The 18,003-nt window shown below is 69.2% G+C and carries 19 protein-coding genes and 3 tRNA genes; 6 read left to right on the top strand and 16 right to left on the bottom strand.

Translation table 11 applies throughout. From position 1 onward, the window contains the following. The 4 genes from ACZ7SW_RS24325 to rplJ all read right to left on the bottom strand — a co-directional run bounded on the left by ACZ7SW_RS24325 (window position 1) and on the right by rplJ (window position 3,410). Complete coding sequence (locus ACZ7SW_RS24325; protein ID WP_051165981.1) at window positions 1-753, bottom strand: MlaE family ABC transporter permease; 753 nt, start codon at window positions 751-753, stop codon at window positions 1-3. A 32-nt stretch (window positions 754-785) separates the two neighbouring features. Further along, window positions 786-1,964, bottom strand: a complete 1,179-nt coding sequence (locus tag ACZ7SW_RS24320; RefSeq protein WP_470232688.1) for an ABC transporter ATP-binding protein — start codon at window positions 1,962-1,964, stop codon at window positions 786-788. A 455-nt stretch (window positions 1,965-2,419) separates the two neighbouring features. Continuing rightward, entirely contained in the window at window positions 2,420-2,806 is a 387-nt protein-coding gene (gene rplL, locus ACZ7SW_RS24315) for a 50S ribosomal protein L7/L12 (RefSeq protein WP_354740573.1), read from the bottom strand. A 49-nt stretch (window positions 2,807-2,855) separates the two neighbouring features. Further along, window positions 2,856-3,410: a 50S ribosomal protein L10 gene (gene rplJ / locus ACZ7SW_RS24310; protein ID WP_470232687.1), complete on the bottom strand. Its 555-nt coding sequence runs from the start codon at window positions 3,408-3,410 to the stop codon at window positions 2,856-2,858. 318 nt (window positions 3,411-3,728) lie between these two features. Here rplJ and ACZ7SW_RS24305 point away from each other — a divergent pair, with 318 nt between their 5' ends. Then, on the top strand, window positions 3,729-4,745 hold the full coding sequence (locus ACZ7SW_RS24305) for a hypothetical protein (protein WP_470232686.1): 1,017 nt from the start codon (window positions 3,729-3,731) through the stop codon (window positions 4,743-4,745). Window positions 4,746-4,748: 3 nt separating this feature from the next. On the opposite strand, the gene ACZ7SW_RS24300 is transcribed toward ACZ7SW_RS24305, so the two are convergent. The 6 genes from ACZ7SW_RS24300 to ACZ7SW_RS24275 form a co-directional block, all read right to left on the bottom strand. Next, window positions 4,749-5,558 (bottom strand): alpha/beta fold hydrolase, encoded by an 810-nt coding sequence (locus tag ACZ7SW_RS24300; RefSeq protein ID WP_470232685.1) that lies wholly within the window; start codon window positions 5,556-5,558, stop codon window positions 4,749-4,751. 69 nt (window positions 5,559-5,627) lie between these two features. Then, the gene (rplA, locus tag ACZ7SW_RS24295; RefSeq protein ID WP_020662835.1) at window positions 5,628-6,347 is read right to left on the bottom strand and encodes a 50S ribosomal protein L1; all 720 of its coding nucleotides are present in this window, start codon (window positions 6,345-6,347) and stop codon (window positions 5,628-5,630) included. Between the two features lie 100 nt (window positions 6,348-6,447). Then, window positions 6,448-6,879, bottom strand: coding sequence for a 50S ribosomal protein L11 (gene rplK, locus ACZ7SW_RS24290; protein ID WP_037360170.1), 432 nt, complete (start codon window positions 6,877-6,879; stop codon window positions 6,448-6,450). Window positions 6,880-6,961: 82 nt separating this feature from the next. Next, window positions 6,962-7,795 (bottom strand): transcription termination/antitermination protein NusG, encoded by an 834-nt coding sequence (gene nusG / locus ACZ7SW_RS24285; RefSeq protein WP_470232684.1) that lies wholly within the window; start codon window positions 7,793-7,795, stop codon window positions 6,962-6,964. A 75-nt stretch (window positions 7,796-7,870) separates the two neighbouring features. Continuing rightward, complete coding sequence (gene secE, locus ACZ7SW_RS24280; protein WP_182890308.1) at window positions 7,871-8,305, bottom strand: preprotein translocase subunit SecE; 435 nt, start codon at window positions 8,303-8,305, stop codon at window positions 7,871-7,873. Between the two features lie 32 nt (window positions 8,306-8,337). Beyond that, window positions 8,338-8,410 (bottom strand) — tRNA-Trp (locus ACZ7SW_RS24275). A 567-nt stretch (window positions 8,411-8,977) separates the two neighbouring features. Here ACZ7SW_RS24275 and ACZ7SW_RS24270 point away from each other — a divergent pair. Together ACZ7SW_RS24270 and ACZ7SW_RS24265 are read left to right on the top strand one after the other, a co-directional pair. After that, window positions 8,978-9,880, top strand: a complete 903-nt coding sequence (locus ACZ7SW_RS24270) for a TIGR03619 family F420-dependent LLM class oxidoreductase (RefSeq protein ID WP_470232683.1) — start codon at window positions 8,978-8,980, stop codon at window positions 9,878-9,880. 50 nt (window positions 9,881-9,930) lie between these two features. Continuing rightward, window positions 9,931-10,839 carry an SGNH/GDSL hydrolase family protein gene (locus tag ACZ7SW_RS24265; RefSeq protein WP_470232682.1) on the top strand — a complete coding sequence of 303 codons (909 nt, stop codon included), beginning with the start codon at window positions 9,931-9,933 and terminating at the stop codon, window positions 10,837-10,839. A gap of 51 nt (window positions 10,840-10,890) precedes the next feature. Here the strand turns inward: ACZ7SW_RS24265 and ACZ7SW_RS24260 are convergent, their stop codons facing one another. The 6 genes from ACZ7SW_RS24260 to ACZ7SW_RS24235 form a co-directional block, all read right to left on the bottom strand. Beyond that, complete coding sequence (locus ACZ7SW_RS24260) at window positions 10,891-11,289, bottom strand: MaoC family dehydratase (RefSeq protein WP_470232681.1); 399 nt, start codon at window positions 11,287-11,289, stop codon at window positions 10,891-10,893. Continuing rightward, window positions 11,286-11,735 (bottom strand): MaoC family dehydratase N-terminal domain-containing protein, encoded by a 450-nt coding sequence (locus ACZ7SW_RS24255; RefSeq protein ID WP_470232680.1) that lies wholly within the window; start codon window positions 11,733-11,735, stop codon window positions 11,286-11,288. The genes ACZ7SW_RS24260 and ACZ7SW_RS24255 overlap by 4 nt, the downstream gene beginning before the upstream one ends. A gap of 126 nt (window positions 11,736-11,861) precedes the next feature. Further along, window positions 11,862-12,026, bottom strand: a complete 165-nt coding sequence (rpmG, locus tag ACZ7SW_RS24250) for a 50S ribosomal protein L33 (RefSeq protein ID WP_005152047.1) — start codon at window positions 12,024-12,026, stop codon at window positions 11,862-11,864. A 49-nt stretch (window positions 12,027-12,075) separates the two neighbouring features. Next, window positions 12,076-12,148, bottom strand: a tRNA-Met gene (locus ACZ7SW_RS24245). Between the two features lie 159 nt (window positions 12,149-12,307). After that, window positions 12,308-12,380: transfer RNA gene (locus ACZ7SW_RS24240), tRNA-Thr, on the bottom strand. 80 nt (window positions 12,381-12,460) lie between these two features. Beyond that, complete coding sequence (locus tag ACZ7SW_RS24235) at window positions 12,461-15,082, bottom strand: putative bifunctional diguanylate cyclase/phosphodiesterase (protein WP_470232679.1); 2,622 nt, start codon at window positions 15,080-15,082, stop codon at window positions 12,461-12,463. Between the two features lie 249 nt (window positions 15,083-15,331). On the opposite strand from ACZ7SW_RS24235, the gene ACZ7SW_RS24230 reads away from it, so the two are divergent. The 3 genes from ACZ7SW_RS24230 to ACZ7SW_RS24220 are packed head-to-tail and all read left to right on the top strand — an operon-like array spanning window position 15,332 to window position 17,978. Beyond that, window positions 15,332-16,273, top strand: a complete 942-nt coding sequence (locus tag ACZ7SW_RS24230; protein ID WP_470232678.1) for a GNAT family N-acetyltransferase — start codon at window positions 15,332-15,334, stop codon at window positions 16,271-16,273. A gap of 35 nt (window positions 16,274-16,308) precedes the next feature. Further along, on the top strand, window positions 16,309-17,157 hold the full coding sequence (locus ACZ7SW_RS24225) for an SAM-dependent methyltransferase (RefSeq protein WP_470232677.1): 849 nt from the start codon (window positions 16,309-16,311) through the stop codon (window positions 17,155-17,157). Next, entirely contained in the window at window positions 17,133-17,978 is an 846-nt protein-coding gene (locus ACZ7SW_RS24220; RefSeq protein ID WP_470232676.1) for an SAM-dependent methyltransferase, read from the top strand. The genes ACZ7SW_RS24225 and ACZ7SW_RS24220 overlap by 25 nt, the downstream gene beginning before the upstream one ends. Window positions 17,979-18,003: the final 25 nt, after the last annotated feature.

Genomic DNA, 18,003 nt, shown 5'->3' with positions numbered 1-18,003 from the left:
TCAGTCCAGCTTTCCGGGCACGAGCTGCAGGTAGATCAGCGTGATCACGAAGTTCACGACGAAAAGCAGCAGGAACGTGATGACCACCGACTGGTTCACCGCGTCGCCGACGCCCTTCGGGCCGCCGCTCGGGTGCAGGCCGCGATAAGCCGCCACGACAGCGGCGATGAAGCCGAAGATCAGCGCCTTAATCTCGCCGACCCAGAGGTCGGGCAGCTGCGCGAGCGCGGAGAAGCTGGACAAGTAGGCACCGGGGGTGCCGCCCTGGAGCACGACGTTGAAGAAGTAGCCGCCGAGCACGCCGATGACGCTGACCATGCCGTTGAGCAGGAGCGCGACGAGCATCATGGCGAGCGTGCGGGGCACGATCAGGCGCTGGACCGCGGAGACGCCCAGCACCTCCATCGCGTCGATCTCCTCGCGGATGGTCCGCGCGCCGATATCGGCGCAGACCGCGCTGCCGCCCGCGCCGGCCACCAGCAGCGCGGTGACCAGCGGACTGGCCTGCTGCACGGTCGCCAGCACCGAACCGGCACCGGTGTAGGACTGCGCGCCGAGCTGGCGGGCGAGCGCGCCGAACTGCAGCGAGATGACCGCGCCGAAGGGGATCGCGACGAGCGCGGTCGGCAGGATCGTCACGCTCGCGACGAACCAGGCCTGCTGGATGAACTCGCGGAACTGGAACGGGCGCTGGAAGATGCCGCGGATGATGTCGAGGCCGAGCGCGAACAGGTTCCCGGTCTCCCGCAGCATTCCGTAGCCGGGGATCTTGGCCGAGGTGGTGGTCACGCGCCACCCTGCCCGTGCCGGGGCGACCGGCGGTCCGCGCCCGGAATGCGCGCGACCTGGTCGGCGGGAAGCTGTCCCTGGTGCTGGTTCGGCACCGGACCCGGTGCGCTGACCGGCGGCAGCTGCTGGGTCTGTTCGGGGCCCGCCTGGTGGTGGAACGCGCCGGGGTTGGGCCGCACGTTGTAGTGCCGCTGCTGCTCGGGCGTGAGGGATTCGATGATCCCCTCCTGGGCCGCCGCCGGAAGCGTGTGCAGGATCCGCATCACGCGGTCCATCCGGCGCTTGGCCCCGCCGCGCTCCGGCACGCCCGGGCTGACCTGCATCTGCGGCACGACGCCGCGCACGTCCTCGTTGAGCACGTCGCCGTGGCCCGCCTCGGCCTCGGCCTGCTCGCGGGCCATCTGGGCGCTGTCCTTCTCCTCGGACATGCCGATCGGGCCGAGCTTGCGGCCGTTGAGGAACTGCTCGACCACCGGTTCGTCGCTGGTCAGCAGCACCTCGCGCGGGCCGAACATGACGAGTTCCTTGCGGAACAGCATGCCGAGATTGTCCGGCACCGTGCGGGCGAGGTTGATGTTGTGCGACACGATCAGGAATGTCGCGTCGATCTGGGCGTTGACGTCCAGGAAGAGCTGCGAGATGTAGGTCGTGCGGACCGGGTCGAGACCGGAGTCCGGCTCGTCGACCAGGATGATCTCCGGGTCGAGCACGAGGGCGCGGGCGAGGCCGGCGCGCTTGCGCATACCGCCGGAGATCTCGCCGGGGAGCTTCTTGTCCGCACCGGCCAGACCGGTGATCTCGAGCTTGTCGAGCACGATCCGGCGGATCTCGGTCTCGGACTTCTTCGTGTGCTCCCGCAGCGGGAAGGCGACGTTGTCGAAGAGGTTCATCGAGCCGAACAGCGCGCCGTCCTGGAACAGGACGCCGAAGAGCTTCCGGATCTCGTACAGCTTGTGCTCGGAGCAGGTGACGATGTCGACGCCGTTGATGACGCAGCGTCCGCGGTCCGGCTTGAGCAGTCCGATCATCGACTTCAGGAACACGGACTTGCCGGTTCCGGACGGGCCGAGCATCGCCGAGACCTCGCCGGGAGGCAGGGTCAGCGTCACGTCCCGCCAGATGGTCTGCTTTCCGAAGGACTTCGTCAGACCTTCGATGACCACCTCGGCACCCATCGCACCTCCAGGAGCTGTTCCGCGTCGTCGCGCACCGCCGCCCCGTCACCGCTGGCAGCGGCGGAGCTCGCGCGGCGAACTCCGCTTCAACCAGGTGCAACGAGCTGAGCGCGAACAGGTTACTCACCAGTTTTGTTCTCTGGCCAGCCCCCGTGCACACCTCACGCGACGGGGATCCAGTACGGCGACCGCTGGCAGCACGGTAGTGCACGTCACGTTCGGGCGCAGATCCAGATGGCCGACCGGCGCTCACCCTGACGGGTTAACCGGCGGAAACGCGGCAAACAGGGGGTGACCCGTGACCGTCGCGTGACCGATTTGTTCGCCTGAACGAGGGCACTCCCGGTCCGGGTCGGCGACTGTGCGTCTTTTTGTCCCCGGACAGCAAAAAGGGCGGGCACCCGTGTCGGGTGTCCGCCCCTTTCGAGGTGAAGCAGGCGCTCGCGCGCCCGGGATCACTTGATGGAGATCTTGGCGCCAGCGGCCTCGAGCTTCTCCTTGGCGGCCTCGGCGGCCTCCTTGTCGACCTTCTCCAGGAGCGCCTTCGGAGCGGCCTCGACCAGCTCCTTGGCCTCCTTCAGGCCCAGACCGGAGACGACCTCGCGGACGACCTTGATGACCTGGATCTTCTTGTCGCCGGCCGAGTCGAGGACGACGTCGAACTCGTCCTGCTCCGCGGCGGCCTCGGCGGGCGCGGCACCCGGGGCGGCCGCGACAACGGCGGCCGGGGCGGCGGCGGTGACGTCGAAGACCTCTTCGAACTCCTTCACGAAGTCCGACAGCTCGAGGAGGGTCAGCTCCTTGAAGGCGTCGATCAGCTCGGCGGTGCTCAGCTTCGCCATGATGGCTTCCTCTCAGAAAAACGAACTAAAACGTTCGGGGTGGGGTGGTTCAGCTCTCGGCGGGTGCTTCGGCTGCTTCGGTACCGGTGGCGTTGCGATGCTTCTCCTCCAGCGCGGCAGCCAGGCGGGCAACCTGGGACGCCGGCGCCTGGAACAGCGCGGCGGCCTGGGAAAGCTTCGCCTTGAACGCGCCCGCCGCCTTGGAGAGCAGCACCTCACGGCTGTCGAGATCAGCGATCTTGGAGATCTCGTCCACGGACAGCGCGCGGCCGTCCATGTAGCCGCCCTTGATGACAAGCGCGTTGTTGTCCTTCGCGAAGTCGCGAAGTGCCTTCGCGGCGTCGACTGCCTCGCCCTGCACGAAGGCGATCGCGGTCGGGCCGACGAACAGGTCCTCGACGCCCTCGAGACCAGCGTCCTCGGCGGCACGCTTGACGAGGGTGTTCTTCGCGACCCGGTACTTGGCACTGGTGCCGAGAGCGCGGCGCAGCTGGGACAGCTGAGTCACGGAGAGGCCGGTGTACTGGGTAACGACGGTGGCCGAGCTGCTGCGGAAGCTCTCCGCGATCTCGGCGACGGCCGCCACCTTGTCGGGCTTCGCCATGGTCGCCTCCTCTCTTGGCTAGTGTCACCACTGGCTCAAGCGGAGGCGCCCTAGAACGACAAAAACGCCCACGCGCAGCAGACGCGGGGCGTTGCCCAGTCTCGCGACCGGGGTGAAAGCCTCGTTCCTCCTGCGCAGGCCGTCCGCCGTACTGCGGAACCTTCGCTCCCCGGAGATCCGGAGAAAACCAGCGGTCTTTGGTAGAACCGTCGACCAGCATACGGGAGGGCTTCGCGGCGTTCGCGGGCACCCCCTGGCTGAGCTGCGAGAACCGGGGCAGTCTCGGGAAATCGCGGCGGAGCGGGCATCATTGGTGACGTGGCGGAACAGCGTGATCACGGAAAGCCGGAAGACGGTCCGGGCGGATCCTCGGCGCAGCCGCCCGCACTGCCGCCCGCACTGCCGCCCGCACTGCCTCAGCCCGGCGGGGCCGAGGTCGCACCGCGAACGCCCGCTCCGCCTGCCGCGAACGAGCCGCGGTCTGCCGCGCCGAATCTCCCGCAGCCGAGCGGTTCGGGCGAGCCCCAGCTGGATCCCGAGCAACTGCGCCAGTTCCAGGAATTCCAGCGATTCCAGGAGTATCTGCGGTTCACCCAGTCCCAGCAGGGCACCGAACCGGCCCCGCAACCGGACGCGGGCCTGGTCCCCGTCGGCAACCGCCAGCCACAGCCGCTCGCCGGCGGTCAACCGCCAGCCCCGCCGAACCAGCCGGGCGCGCTGACCGCGTACGAGGAGCCGCCACGCAACCGCCGCCCGGTGCCGCGCTGGGTGAAGCGGCTTGGCGGGAAGATCCTGGGCTGGGTGATCGCCCTGGTCATCCTTGGCATCCTGATCAACTGGGGCTACCACCAGATCTTCCCCAGCGACGACGGCAAAACCTCAGCCCAGATCGCCGCCGAGGGCGGCGGGCTCTATCACACGAACCACGTGTATTCGAAGAGTCCGTACGAAGCCGTCCGGATGGTCTATCAAAACGTCGCCCAGAACGTGGTCAAGGATGCCTGCGGCAGGTTCCAAGCCGACGGCGGGAAGGACATCCAGAGCAAGTTCGCCCAGGACGTCGGCCAGCCCGACTGCCGCGCGGCCGTCGAGGCGCTGCACGCGAAGGTCACCAGCGTGCGGGCTTACGGGGAGAACTCGATCCCCTCATATCTCTCTGGACAGCCGCAGTCCGGCACCCTCACGATCGACTCCTGCCAGTTCGCCATCAGCGGCGGCCCGGCACTGGGAGTGTTCCAGGTGACCCAGGTCGAAATGGGGCAATGGCTGATCACCGGCCACTCGCCCGGCCCGGAGAAGTGCGGGCCGCCGACGGCGACCTCCACCCCAGGCTGACCGTCAGGCAGGCGAACTGATCGGCAACCGGGTCTCCCCCGTGTCCGAGTACGCGAAGAAATCCACCAACGACGCCGCGAACGCCGGGTGTGCCACCGCTTCCATGTGGTTCCCCGGGACCCGCACCAGTCGCGCGCCCGCGATGCCCGCGGCGAGGCGTTCCGGCTGCGTCGCGAGTTCGTCCGACTCCCCGGCCAGGATCAGCGTCGCCGCCGACAGGTTCGTCAGCCGCATCGGGCCGTGCGGGGTCGCGTGCATGACCGCGGCCAGCGCCTCGACGTCCGCGCCCGCGCGGCGGGCCAGCCGGCGGAACGGGCGCGCCGCCGACGGCACTTCCGACCGGTCCTCGGCCAGCAGCCCGGCCGCGATCTGGCTCCGGTTGACCACCCGGGCGTCCACTCCGCCGAAGTCCACGATTCCCGCCCCGACCCCGCCGACCGCGAGGCAGCGGACGCGCCGGTCACGCGTAGCCACCAGCAGCGAGACGATCGCGCCCATCGAATAGCCCGCCAAGCAGACCTCTTCGAGGCCGAGTTCGTCGAACAGCGCGGTCAGGTCCGCGGCCATGATGTCCTCGCCGTAGGCCGCCGGGTCGTGCGGCTTCTCCGACTCGCCGTGCCCGCGCGCGTCCAGCGCGATCACCGTGAAGCCCGCCTTGACCAGCGCGTCCACGACCCCGGGGTTGACCCAGTTCACCTGGGAGTCGGCGGCGAAACCGTGGTGCAGCACGACGGGCCGCCGGTGCCGTCCGTCGCCCTCCCAGACGGTGTAGCTCAGCTGGAGCCCGTCGGGGGCGAGGAACGTCGTTGGCATAGGTCCATGAGACACGAAAAAAGGGTGGTCACGCACGAAGCGTGACCACCCTTTCGCGTGATGTGCGACTCAGACCGCCGAGTCCTCGGCGAGGAGGTTGCGGGTCCGCGCCGGGTCGACCGGGATGCCCGGGCCCATCGTCGTGGTGAAGGTGATCTTCTTGACGTAGCGGCCCTTCGCCGACGACGGCTTGGCGCGCAGGATCTCGTCCAGCGCGGCCGCGTAGTTCTCCACCAGCTTCTCGGTGTCGAACGACGCCTTGCCGATCACCAGGTGCAGGTTCGCCTGCTTGTCGACGCGGAAGTTGATCTTGCCGCCCTTGATGTCCTTCACGGCCTTCTCGACCGCGGGGGTCACCGTGCCGGTCTTCGGGTTCGGCATGAGGCCGCGCGGGCCGAGGATGCGGGCGATGCGGCCCACCTTGGCCATCTGGTCCGGCGTCGCGATCGCGGCGTCGAAGTCGAGCCAGCCACCCTGGATGCGCTCGATCAGTTCGTCGGTACCGACCGCGTCCGCGCCGGCGGCTTCGGCCTCAGCGGCCTTGTCGCCGACGGCGAAAACGATGACACGGGCGGTCTTACCGGTGCCGTGCGGCAGGTTCACGGTGCCGCGGACCATCTGGTCGGCCTTGCGCGGGTCGACCCCGAGACGCATCGCGACCTCGACGGTCGCGTCCATCTTCGTCTTGGAGGTCTCCTTCGCCAGCTTCGCGGCCTCGAGCGGCGCGTACAGCCGCGCCTTGTCGATCAGCTCGCTGGCCTGACGGTAGGCCTTGCTGTGCTTGGTCATGCTTCTGTCCTTAGTAAGTCAGTGGATCAGTGTGGTTTTGCAGAGCCAGCACCTGGCTCTCCCACTCGTGCTCAACTGCCGCGACTCCGTCGCGGCGGCATTACTCGACCGTGATGCCCATCGAGCGAGCAGTGCCGGCGATGATCTTCGCGGCCTGGTCGATGTCGTGCGCGTTGAGGTCGGTCTCCTTGGTCTTCGCGATCTCGCGGACCTGGTCCCAGGTGACCTTGGCGACCTTGGTCTTGTGCGGCTCGCCGGAGCCCTTCTCCACGCCCGCGGCCTTGAGCAGCAGCTTGGCGGCCGGCGGCGTCTTCAGCTTGAAGTCGAACGACCGGTCCTCGTAGACGGAGATCTCGACCGGGACGACGTCCCCGCGCTGCGACTCGGTCGCGGCGTTGTAGGCCTTGCAGAACTCCATGATGTTGACGCCGTGCTGACCCAGCGCCGGGCCGACCGGCGGCGCGGGGTTGGCCGCACCCGCCTTGATCTGCAGCTTGATGATCGCCGCAAGCTTCTTCTTCTTGGGTGGCATTACCTTGTGTCCTTCTTAACTGACGTGAGTCCCCCGCACACCTGCCAGTACGCGGGGACTGCCGACCGGGATGGCCCGGCCGTCAGATCTTGGAGACCTGGCTGAACGAGAGCTCGACCGGGGTCTCCCGGCCGAAGATCGACACCAGGACCTTCAGCTTCTGCCCGTCGACGTTGACCTCGGAGATCGTGGCGGGCAGCGTGGCGAACGGGCCGTCCATGACGGTGACCGACTCGCCGACCTCGAAGTCGACCTCGACGGTGGGCCCGCCGGACGTGGCGGCCGCGGCGGACTCGCCGCCCTTGGCTGCCTTGGCCGGGGCTTCCTTCTCGACCTGCGGGGCGAGGAACTTCAGCACCTCGTCCACGGTCAGCGGCGACGGCCGCGAGGTGGCCCCGACGAACCCGGTGACGCCCGGGGTGTTGCGCACCGCGCTCCACGACTGGTCGTTGAGATCCATCCGGACCAGGATGTAGCCGGGCAGCACCTTGCGCTGCACCTGCTTGCGCTGGCCGTTCTTGATCTCGGTGACCTCTTCGGTCGGAACCTCGATCTGGAAGATGTAGTCCTCGACGTCCAGGGTCTGGGTACGCGTCTCGAGGTTGGTCTTGACCTTGTTCTCGTAACCGGCGTACGAGTGCACGACGTACCACTCGCCCGGCGCGGCCTTGAGCTCGGCGCGCAGCGCGGCGACCGGGTCGTCCGCCTCGGGGGCGGGCTCGGTCACGTCGGCCTCGGCGTCGTCGGCCGAATCCTCGGCGACGTCGGACTCGTCGGTGGCGGCGGCGACCTCGTCCTCGGCGACGGGCACCTCGACGGACTCGGCGGACTCCTCGTCGCCGGGTGCCGTCTGCACCTGCTCGTCGGAAAGCTCGGTCAGGTCGCGACCGGCTTCGGTGCCGTTGTCGGAGGTCACGTTCCGTCCTCTCAGTTGATCACTTGCCGGGCCGGACCGGGGCCCGGCCAGCGCGGTGGCGCGCCCTTTCGGGCGTCAGCCGAAGACCAGCCCGACCAGCTCCTTGAAGCCGAGATCGAGGCCGCTCACGAGGGCCACCATGAACACCACGAACACCAGCACGACCGCGGTGTAGGTGACCATCTGCTTGCGGTTGGGCCAGATGACCTTGCGCAGTTCGGCCCAGACCTCGCGGATGAACCGCGTGAACCGGGCGAACACCGAGGCCTTCTTCGCCTTCCGGTCCCGCTTGGGGGTCGGCGCGCCCTTGGCGTCGGCGGGCTTCGCGACCTTGTCGCCCGCCTTGCCGGACGGACGGGTCGAGCCCGGCCGTGCCTCGGACTTGCCTGCCGGCCGAGCGGAAGCGCGGCGTTCGCGCCGAGCCGCGGCGGACACCGGGCGGGATTCGACTCCGGGCCGCTTGCCCGAATCGTCCTGCTCGTGCTCGCCGCTGGCGTCGCTGTCGCTCACGACCACTCCTCCGCTCCACCAGTTCCCGTACGCAGGGGTGACAGGACTTGAACCTGCAACCTGCGGTTTTGGAGACCGCTGCTCTGCCAATTGAGCTACACCCCTGTGGAGCCCGGTCACCCTGGCTCCGGAGGACGCATTCCATCGTCCCCACCATCCGGCGGGGATGACCGTAGTGCGTTCCGAGTTCCGAAGTCTACGGCAAGCCGGATGTTGCCTTGCAACCCAGCCCCCTCGAGCCCCCGCGACGGTCTCGCGGCACCCCGGAGACGGCCGTTCCGGACCCATCGGACAGCACCCCAGAACACGCGGCGAAGATCACCCGATCGTGCCAATATAAGCCCGTGCCCGGTAATCCGATTAATCGCAAAGCCGCCGACGACCCGCCCTCCGCCGGCCGGACCGCCCGGCTTCGCGACCACCCCGGATTCCAGGCGAGGCAAGCGAAATCGCCGAAGCCGCCGCATATTTCCCCACCAGGAAGCCAAGACCAACCCGATCAGAGATGATCTTCTTTACCCCCCAAGCAACCCAAGACCGCGAGATCGCGCCGATTTCTGGACTGAGCGATTCACTCGGCCCCCAGGCCGAGCGAATCGGGAGGGAAGAAATCGGCCTCCCGGCGATCTCGCCGCCACGGCGGAGCCGTGGCAATCGAACACAGGAGAACCGGTGACCGCTTTACGACTTGGGCTCGCGCTGCCGCAGTACGGCAAGCTCGCCGACCCCTCCGCCATCGCCGGCTTCGCCACCGAAGCCGAGCGCATCGGCTTCGCCTCGCTGTGGGTCGGCGACCGGGTCCTGACTCCAGTCGCCCCCAAGACCTATTACCCGTCCGGAACACCCGAACGGCCGTATCCGCCGGAGTTCGTCCGCTTCGTCGACCCTCTCCTGGCGCTCACCATCGCCGCGAACTCGACCGAGACCGCGCGGCTGGGGTCGAGCACCCTCAACGGCCCGCTCTACTCGCCGGTGCTGCTGGCGCGCTCCCTGACGTCGCTGGACCTGCTGTCCGGCGGCCGGCTCGACGTCGGGCTCGGGCTCAGCTGGCTCCGCGACGAGTACATCGCCGCCGGGGTGCCGTGGGAGCACCGCGGCGCGCGGCTGGCCGAACTGGTCCAGGTGCTGCGGACGCTGTGGACCGCGGATCCGGCCGGGCACCAGAGCGAACGCTGGGACATCCCGGACTCGCTGATCGGCCTGCGTCCGATGCAGCAGCCGGGTCCGCCGGTGCTGCTGGGCGGGGCGTCGGACGCGGCGCTGCGGCGCGTCGGCCGGATCGCCGACGGCTGGCTGCCCGCCGGGCTGCCGATCCCGATGCTGCGCCAGAAGTGGGCGGTGGTGGTCGAATCCGCGGAGAAGGCGGGCCGGGATCCGGAGTCGCTGCGCCGGGTGCTGCGGATCAACCCGACGCCGGGTTCGGCCATCGCGACCATCGGGGACGTCGCAGCTCAGCTGAAGGCCGCCGAAGCGGACGGCATCACCGAAGCGCTGGTCGATCTGCACTATGTGGCCGAAACCGTCCCGCACGCGCTGGAGCTGGCCGGCGAACTGCACGGTGCTGTCTTTGAGTGATCACCCGTAAGCGGGTCGTCGGCGAGGGGCGGGACCGGTAGAACGGTCAGGTGGGGGCTAACAAGAGCGGTGGATGCGGGTTGCTCGTCCTCGTTGTCGTGGGGGCGCTGCTCGCCGTCGGCTACTACAAGTCGAAGCACGACTCGTCGGCCGCACCGCCCTCCGGCGCGGACACCGGCGGCGGCAGCGGCCGGTACGTCGCGCTCGGGGACTCGTACACGTCGGCACCGCGCACCGGGAAGCAGTCGGGTTCGCCGGCCGGATGCGCGCGCTCGGACAACAACTATCCGCACCTGGTGTCCGCGAAGCTGAAGCCGGCGAAGTTCGTGGACGTCAGCTGCAGCGGCGCGACCACGGACGACTTGACCGACACCCAGTCGACGCGCAATGGCTCGAACCCGCCGCAGTTCAATTCGGTCACCGCGGACACGACGCTCGTCACCCTCGGCATCGGCGGCAACGATGTGGGCTTCATCTCACTGGCGCAGACCTGCGTGACCGCCCACGAGAACGCCTCGCCGTGCAAAGACCGGCTCACCGCGGGCGGCAAGGACCAGCTGGCCGACCGCATCAGCGAAGCCGCGAAGAACGTCGGCAGCGCGCTCGATCAGATCCGCAAGAAGGCCCCGAAGGCGCGGGTGGTGGTCGTCGGCTACCCGACGGTCCTCCCGGACGGGGACGGCTGCTGGCCAGTCCTGCCGTTGGGCTCCGGCGATGTGGCGTACCTGCGGGACGCGCTCGGGAAGCTCAACGACGCGCTGTCGGACCAGGCCAAGTCCCACGACGCCGGTTTCGCGGACACGGCCGAGCCCAGCAAGGGCCACGACGTCTGCGCGAACTCGGATGTCAAGTGGGTCGAGGGCGTGGTTCCGACGTCCTCCGCCGCGGCGCTGCACCCGAACGCGCGGGGCGAGGCCGGGATGGCTGGAGTGGTGGAATCGGTGCTGGGGGTGCACTGACGCACGCCCTAAGCGGCGTTGAGGCAGCCCCCCAACGCCGCACCGGAGCGATCAGGGGCGGACGAGAGCCTGCGGTTTCCCCAGCACGGTCTTCCCCTCGAACTTGACCGTCAGGTCGATCCGGGCCAGGCCCTCGTCGGTCAGGGCACCGACCTTGCCGGTCACCTCGACCAGTGCGCCCTCGTCGTTGTCCGGCACCACGACCGGGCGGGTGAAGCGCGTGCTGAAGTCCACGAGGCGGGCCGGGTCGCCGAGCCAGTCAGTGACGATGCGGCCGGACAGGGCCATCGTGAGCATGCCGTGCGCGATCACGTCCGGGAGGCCGACCTTGGTCGCGAAGTTCTCGTTCCAGTGGATCGGGTTGAAGTCGAGCGAGGCCCCGGCGTAGCGGACCAGCTGGGAGCGGGTGATGCGGACCTCCAGCGGAGGCAGTTCGTCGCCGACGTTCACGCTTCCGCCCCCCGAACCACGAGCTGCGCCCGCGTCGTGCACACGAGTTTGCCGTCCGCGTCGGTGATTTCCGCGCGGAGGTTGATGAAGTCGTTGCCCGCCCTCGCCATGATCGCCTCGATCCTGGCCGAGATTTCCAGCTCGTCGCCGGCGTGCACCGGGCGCTCGTAGCGGAAGCCCTGGTCGCCGTGGACCATCCGCGAGTAGTCGAGCCCGAGCGCGGGGTCGGTCACGATGCCGTTGATCTTCGGCAGGTTGAGGATGGTGAGGAAGGTGGGCGGCGCGAGCACGTCCGGGTGGCCGGCCGCGCGGGCCGCCTCCGGGTCCCGGTACACCGGGTTCGGGTCCTCGATCGCGTCGGCGAACTCGCGGATCTTCTCCCGGCTCACGAAGTACTTGCTGTCCGACGGGTACTCCCGCCCGGTGAACGACTGGTCCAAAGGCACGCGAAGAAGGCTAACCGAACACCGGCGCCGTCCCGCGCGGGTGCCAGAACTGGCCAGTAGACAGCGAAAAGCCGCCCCGGACGAGTGCCGGGACGGCTTTTCGAAGCTGGTAAAAGACCGCCTGCGTCAGCGGGTCTCTTTGTGAGTCCGGTGCGTACCGCAGTTCGGGCAGAACTTCTTCATCTCCAGGCGATCCGGGTTGTTGCGCCGGTTCTTCTTGGTGATGTAGTTGCGGTGCTTGCACTCCTCGCACGCCAGCGTGATCTTGGGTCGCACGTCGGTGGCAGCCACAGCGTTTCCTTCTCTCTCAGATCCGGGGGCCAGCCCCGTCGTTACCGCGTAGCGGTGGCCGGACTTGAACCGGCGACACAGCGATTATGAGCCGCTTGCTCTGCCAACTGAGCTACACCGCCCCACACAGACACCCACCCCGCCCCACCAAGTCAAGGTGACCCGGCCTTGGGGTCCAGGGGGCAAGCCCCCTGGCGGGGGTCTGGGGGTTCGACCCCCAGATGGACGCCGCGAAGCGAGCCACGTCTGCGTTTTCCGCAGACATAGCTCGCCTACTCGCGAGCCCCTTTACGGAATCGAACCGTAGACCTTCTCCTTACCATGGAGACGCTCTGCCGACTGAGCTAAAGGGGCCTGCCTCTTCGCGAGGACTTGGAAAGATTAGCAAGGGGCTTCACCCGGCCGTGCAACCGGGGTCGGTTTATCGCAAAACCTCAGGTCAGCAGGGTCAGCACGGTCTCCGAGTGCCGCCCGGGCGAGCGCGCCGTGCGGGCCTGCAGCCACGCCTCCAGGCGGTCCTCCGGCAGCGGCCGCGAGATCAGATAACCCTGGGCGACGTCACATCCCATCGCCTCGAGCTGATCGCGCGCCACGTCCTCTTCGACGCCTTCCGCCACCACCGTCAGGCCCAGCGAGTGTCCGAGCTCGACGATCGACCGCACCACCGCGAGGTCACCGAGATCCGTCCCCATGCCGAGCACGAAGCTCTTGTCGATCTTGACCTGGTCCACTGGCAGCTGACGCAGGTACGCGAGCGACGAGTAGCCAGTGCCGAAGTCGTCCACCGCCAGCACGATGCCCAGCGAATGCAGCTCACGCAGGATCGGCAGCGCCTTCTGCGGGTCGGACATCACGCCGGACTCGGTCAGCTCGAACGTCAGCAGCTCCGGCGGCACGTCGAAGCGCTCCAGTTCGCGCTGGACCTTCGCCGGGAAGTCGTCGTCGGACAGATTCCGCACCGAGAGGTTCACCGCCGCGGAGATGCGCAGGCCCTCGTCGAGCCACTTGCGCACGCGCTTCAGCGATTCCTCCAGCACGAACGACGTCAGCACGCCGATCAGGCCGGCCGCCTCGATCGCGGGCACGAACTCGTCCGGGCCGAGCCGGCCGAACTCCGGGTGCACCCAGCGCACGAGTGCCTCGACGCCTTGCACCTGCCGGTTCGGCAGCGTCACCTTCGGCTGGTAGTGCACGGAGACGTGGCCGTCTTCCAGCGACTGCCGGAACTGCGTGACCATCTGGAAACGGCGCAGGAAGATCTGTCCCATGCTCGGCACGTAGCCGCGCACTTCCTCGCCGCCGCGGGTGGCGCGGACGGCGACGTCGGCACGCTGCAGGAGACCGTCGACGTCGACCTCACCGGCGTCGTCCACCGAGCTGGCGTAGCCGATCATCGCGTTGGCCTCGACCGAAAGCCGGTCCACTGGATACGGCTCGGACAGCTGCACTCGCAGCCGTTCGGCGGCCCGGTGCGCGTCTTCGATCGTGCAGTCCACGAGCAGCGCGGCGAAGGACGCGCCTTCGAGCCGGGCGAGCGGGACGTCCGGGCCGAGTGCGCCGCGGATGCGGGTGCCCGCGGCGACGACCATCCGGTCCGCCCACGAGTAGCCGAGCGCGTCGCTGACCGTGGAGAAGACGTCGAGGTCGATCCGCAGCACCACGACCTCCGCCGATTCGCGCAGCGGATCCCGCGAGACCTGCTGGAAACCCGGTCGGTTCAGGTGCCCGGTGAGCGGGTCGTGGTAGGCGTCGTGGCGGAGCGTGGCGAGCAGCCGCCGGTTGTCGAGCGACGTCGCGAGGTGGCTGGCCATCGTGCCGAGCAGCTGGACGTCGTACTTGCCGAAGCCGCGCCAGCGCGACAGCCGGTCGTGCGCTTCGACGACGCCGAGCAGCCGGTTCGCGCTGCGCAGCGGCACCACGAGCGCTTCCTGCGCACTGCGTTCCAGCAGCGCCGCACGGACGTCCGGGTTGGCCTCGGTGATGCGGAAGTGCCGCACGTGCGCGCCGGGCAGGCGCAGCAGCGGATCGTCATGGGCCGGGTCCAACGGCGGAAGTTCGTTGCCCGCGACCACGACGCGCATCGGATCGTCGGGCTCGAGCCGCAGCCGGAGCACGACGCGTCCGGCGGCCAGCTGGTCCTTGATCCGCTCGGCGATCGTGGCCCATTCGCGCACGTCGACCCCGCCCACCAGTTCCTCGGCGCGGCTCGCCGGACGAGCCGCGGCCTGCTGGCCGGACCTCGCGACCATCAGGCTGACGTCGGAAAGCGCTTCCATGTCCCGTTGCTCGCGAAGCAGATCGGAGTAAGCCCAGTACAGCGCGGTCAGGCCGAGGAACACCGCCAGCACCAGCGGCCAGGCCTGCGGGGTGCTCGCGATGACGAGATAGCCGGTGAGACCGACCGAGGCGTTGACGAACCCGACCACGAGGATGCGGCCGGTCAGCCGGATCGCGGTGCTCACGCGCATCCGGCGGCGCAGCACGCGCACGGCGGCCAGCGCGAGCAGCGTGCTGACCAGCGGCGCGGTGAGCGTCCCGGCGAGCGCGGCGACCCACGGCATGGTCGGCCCGCCGCCCATGGCCAGGTGCACCAGTCCGGCGACGGCGAACGCGCCGGTGATTTCGAGCAGGAACGCGCCCGCGTTGTAGAGGACCCGGCCGGCGACCTTGCGGGCCAGCAGCGTGCCGATGCCCGCCACGAGATGCGCGGCGAGCACCACTTCGAACGGGGCGACGAAGAAACCGATTACCAGCGGGATCTCGGTGAATGAGATGGTCCACGAAATGCCGCTGCGGACGTCGACGTTGATGCCGAGCTGTTCGGCGAGCAGGAACGCGACCGCGAGCACCGGGCCGATCCACCAGAGCTTGGCCGACCCGTGGAACGGCAGCCAGGCAGCGACGGCCAAGGCCGCGAGCAGGCCGAGACCCAGCACGACGAAGGTGTAGACGCGGAAGCGGCTCTCGTCGGTGCGGCCCTCGGCCGGTGCGGAGCCAGCACCTCCCGAGCCCATCGCCTCCGGCGCGGTTCCGGGGTGGGCGTTGCTGTCCGGCATCCGACCTTCCTTCCCGGCTGCCCGGTCGCGCTCGTCCGTGACGTCAGGTGTGGGCGAGGGCGCCACCTTACCCCGTAGGGCGTACCGACGTCCCTTTCGAGACAGTAGGAGATCACCCCAGGGTTAACAATGGGCGTTCTTCTCTGACCTGCGTGGACCAAGGAGTGAAACTCCCGGTTCGCCCCGGAACCCTCGAGCCGGGGAGTGTTCTGGGGGTCTTTTCCGGTCCGGTCGGCGGACAATGGCGGCATGCACAACGACGTGACAGCCACTGGCCATGCGGCGCGCATCGCCACGGTGGACGCGCTGCTTCCCGCGCCGCTCCCCTTCGAGGTCGGAGGGGATTCCGCCTTGCTTACCGCCGAGGTCGGCGACACCACCGCGGCCGGTCTGACGACCTGCACCGGACTCGGCCCGGACAGCCCGCGCTCGATGTGGCGGGCACTCGTCGAGCACCGGCTGGAGGTCCAGCTCGCCGGTCCCGATCCGGCCGCCGGGCTCGACGCTTTGCTCACTCGATGGGATGAACACCTGGGGTCCCTCGCCCGAGTGGGGGATACGGAGTGCGCCGCGGTGCTCTCCCGGCCCAGCCGCGACACCGCCGGGGCCACCGAACTCCTCCGGCACGGCTTCGCCCCGATGGGCGTGCTCGCGGTCCGCCCGGCACAGCGGATGGCCGCCGGACCCGACGCGACGCCCGGCGTCTGCATCCGGCACGCGACGCCGGACGACCTCTCCACCGCGGTCGCGCTGCAGCTGGAACTGCAGCGTTACGACGCGCAGTTCGGCCGGATCACGCTCCGTCCCGGCGTCGAGGAGCTGATCACCAAGGAACTGCTCCGCCACCTCGAACGGCCCGAGCCGCAGGTATGGATCGCGGAGCTGTACGGCCAGCCGCTCGGCATGGTCGTGCTGCAGATGCCCGACGAGACCGGCTGGATCCGGCACCGGGTGGCCGCTTCTCGCGTGGGTTACCTGTCGTCGCTGGCGGTTTCCGAGACGGCTCGGTCATCCGGTGTCGGCACCGCGCTGGCCACGCACGCGCACCAGGTCTTCGACGAGGCGGGCGCGGATGTCGTGCTGCTGCACCACGCCGTGGCGAATCCTCGGTCGACGCCGTTCTGGTACGCGCAGGGTTACCGGCCGCTGTGGACTGGCTGGCAGCGCCGGCCGGCGGTGCGTTCTCGCTAGTCTGGCGGTTGCCAGGCCATTCGAGGGGAGTCCCAGTGACCGAAAAACCCGACGCTGCACCGAAAGCGCCGGAAGGCGTCGATGTCGAGAAACCCTCGGCCGCGCGCGTCTACGACTGGTACCTGGGCGGCAAGCAGAACTGGGCGGTGGACCGGGAATTCGGCCGCAAGGTCGAGAAGATGTGGTCGCTCGCCCGGCCCGGCGCGAAGCAGAACCGCGAGTTCATGAACCGCGTGGTGCGAGCCGCGCTGGACGCGGGCATCCGCCAGTTCCTCGACCTCGGCTCCGGCGTGCCGACCGCGGGCAACGTGCACGAGGTGGTCGAGGCCGCGCTCGGGGACGACGACGAGGCCACCGTGGTTTACGTCGATTACGAGCCGGTGGCCGTGGCGCACGCGACGCTGATCCTCGAGGACGAGGCGGCCACCGACTGGGCAAGCATCGTCCAGGCGGACATGCGCGACCCGAGGGCGGTGCTGAACGACCCGCGCACCCGCGAGCTGATCGATTTCGACAAGCCGGTCTGCGTGATGCTGATGGCGGTGCTGCATTTCGTTGGCCCGGACGACGATCCGGACGCCATCGTGCGCGCCTATCGGGACAAGCTCGTGTCCGGCAGCTGGCTGGCGATCTCGCAGATGAGCGAGGGCGACGGCAGCGGTCCGGCGCTGGAGGGGCTGCGCTGGTTCGTCGAGCAGTACCGCAAGACGAGCAACCCGATGTGGCTGCGCGACCGCGAGGAGATCGAGCCGTTCTTCGGCGGCTGGCCGCTGCTGGAGCCGGGGATCACGCACCTGCCGGACTGGCGGCCGGAGCGCGAGCTGAACGCCGTCGAGGCGGAGGCCCGCCCGTTCGCCTGGTGCGCCGTGGCGCGCAAGCCGTGACCGCGCCGGACGCGCCGCAGGGCGTGGACGTCGACAAGCCGTCCGCCGCCCGGATCTACGACTGGTACCTCGGCGGCACCCAGAACTGGGCGGTGGACCGGGAATTCGGCCGCCGCGTCGAGAAGGTGTGGCCGCTGATCCGGCCGATGTCGCGGGAGAACCGGGCGTTCATGAACCGGGTCGTGCGGGCCGCGCTGGACGCGGGGATCCGGCAGTTCGTCGATCTCGGGTCGGGCGTTCCGACGGCGGGCAACGTGCACGAGATCGTGCGTGATCGGCTGCCCGCGACGGTCGTGTACGTCGACTACGAGCCGGTCGCGGCGGCCCATTCGCGAGTGATCCTCGAAGACGAGGACGCGACCGAGTGGGCCGGGATCGTGGAGCGCGACATCCGCGATCCGGACGCGATCCTCGCCGACGAGGTCACCCAGGAGCTGATCGACTGGTCGCGGCCGGTGTGCCTGCTGATGATCACCGTGCTGCACTTCCTCGGCCCTGGCGACCGGCCGGACGAGCTGGTCGCCACCTACCGCGACCAGCTCGCGCCCGGCTCGTGGCTGGCCGTCACGCACGCCACCTGCCGGGACGACGCGCCGCCGGAGCGGGCCGCCGAGGTCCGCCGGTTCGTTGACGCGTACCGGGACACGTCGAACCCGGCGTACCTGCGTTCGGAGGAGGAGATCCTGCCGTTCTTCGGCGGCTGGCCGCTGCTGGAGCCGGGGATGAGCGCGCTGCCGGACTGGCGGCCGGACGAGCCGGTGTCGGAGTTCGCCGCGGAGGTCCGCCCGTTCGGCTGGGGTGCCGTCGCGGTGAAGCCCTGACTTCTCTCCCAGCGAACACTCCCTG

It is taken from the genome of Amycolatopsis sp. NPDC114484, from assembly GCF_055633755.1.
This window is presented reverse-complemented; position numbering and strand designations above follow the sequence as displayed.

What these genes read in the sequence shown, in the direction of transcription:
- rplL (WP_354740573.1), bottom strand. Translation starts at nt 2,806, where the DNA reads ATGGCGAAGCTGAGCACCGCCGAGCTGATCGACGCCTTCAAGGAGCTG.
- ACZ7SW_RS24300 (WP_470232685.1), bottom strand. Translation starts at nt 5,558, where the DNA reads ATGCCAACGACGTTCCTCGCCCCCGACGGGCTCCAGCTGAGCTACACC.
- ACZ7SW_RS24325 (WP_051165981.1), bottom strand. Translation starts at nt 753, where the DNA reads ATGCTGCGGGAGACCGGGAACCTGTTCGCGCTCGGCCTCGACATCATC.
- rplK (WP_037360170.1), bottom strand. Translation starts at nt 6,879, where the DNA reads ATGCCACCCAAGAAGAAGAAGCTTGCGGCGATCATCAAGCTGCAGATC.
- rplA (WP_020662835.1), bottom strand. Translation starts at nt 6,347, where the DNA reads ATGACCAAGCACAGCAAGGCCTACCGTCAGGCCAGCGAGCTGATCGAC.
- ACZ7SW_RS24230 (WP_470232678.1), top strand. Translation starts at nt 15,332, where the DNA reads ATGCACAACGACGTGACAGCCACTGGCCATGCGGCGCGCATCGCCACG.
- ACZ7SW_RS24320 (WP_470232688.1), bottom strand. Translation starts at nt 1,964, where the DNA reads ATGGGTGCCGAGGTGGTCATCGAAGGTCTGACGAAGTCCTTCGGAAAG.
- rplJ (WP_470232687.1), bottom strand. Translation starts at nt 3,410, where the DNA reads ATGGCGAAGCCCGACAAGGTGGCGGCCGTCGCCGAGATCGCGGAGAGC.
- ACZ7SW_RS24235 (WP_470232679.1), bottom strand. Translation starts at nt 15,082, where the DNA reads ATGCCGGACAGCAACGCCCACCCCGGAACCGCGCCGGAGGCGATGGGC.